The organism is Sphingomonas sp. CCH9-F2, assembly GCF_001556735.1.
Classification (GTDB): Bacteria; Pseudomonadota; Alphaproteobacteria; order Sphingomonadales; family Sphingomonadaceae; genus Sphingomonas; species Sphingomonas ginsenosidimutans.
In genome coordinates, this window is record NZ_LSJO01000274.1 from 1 (window position 1) to 319 (window position 319).

General features: G+C 69.3%; 1 protein-coding gene. It reads left to right on the forward strand.

The window, feature by feature from the left end; translation table 11 throughout:
- Nucleotides 1-319 (forward strand): ATP-binding protein (locus AX685_RS08170; RefSeq protein ID WP_197418533.1); only part of this gene is annotated, 319 nt, incomplete at both ends.

Below are 319 nucleotides of genomic sequence, written 5' to 3' on the forward strand. Positions count from 1 at the left end.
AGGTCCTGACCGACCTGCTGCGTGCCGAGGCGACGCACCGCCATGCAGCGTCGGTTCGTTACCGGATGTCGGCCGCCAGGCTGCCGGCGGTGAAGGACCTCGACGCCTTCGTCTTCGGCGACACTCCCATCAACGAAGGACTGGTGCGCTCCCTGCACAGCGGCTCGTTCCTCCCCGGCCGGCGCAACGTCGTGCTGGTCGGTGGGACGGGCACCGGCAAGACGCACCTCGCCACCGCCATCACCGCCAATGTGGTACGAGCCGGCGCCCGCGGGCGCTACTTCAACACGGTGGACCTGGTGAACCGGCTCGAGGAGGA